The following is a 278-nucleotide window of genomic DNA, read 5'->3' as shown; positions in this document are numbered from 1 at the left end:
GGTGCGTCTTGCCGACATCGACACCGAGCTTCGAGATGACGCCGGTATAAATTTCCGACGGCCCGTGATGATGGGGCCGGAAGACGCAGGACACGCCCTTGTTGGACGCAACGATATAGCCGGTGCCGCCATCGATGGTGCAGTCGAGCGTGCCGAGTTGCAGCCTGCCGGCGCTGGCCGGGGCGGCGGCGAATACGGTCGTTGCAAGGGCGGCGGCGCAGACGAGTTTCTTGATCATGGGAGGGTCCTTTCGCAGTCAGTCTTCAATAACGTCTCGG

Annotated in this window: 1 protein-coding gene; it reads right to left on the bottom strand. The window is 62.6% G+C overall.

The genetic code is table 11. The features are described 5' to 3' along the window. The coding region (locus tag EN857_RS34460) for a DUF992 domain-containing protein (RefSeq protein WP_135897758.1) at nucleotides 1-238 on the bottom strand (238 nt) is incomplete at its 3' end. Nucleotides 239-278: the final 40 nt, after the last annotated feature.

Source organism: Mesorhizobium sp. M4B.F.Ca.ET.214.01.1.1, assembly GCF_004791545.1.
Taxonomy (GTDB): Bacteria; Pseudomonadota; Alphaproteobacteria; order Rhizobiales; family Rhizobiaceae; genus Mesorhizobium; species Mesorhizobium abyssinicae.
This window is presented reverse-complemented; position numbering and strand designations above follow the sequence as displayed.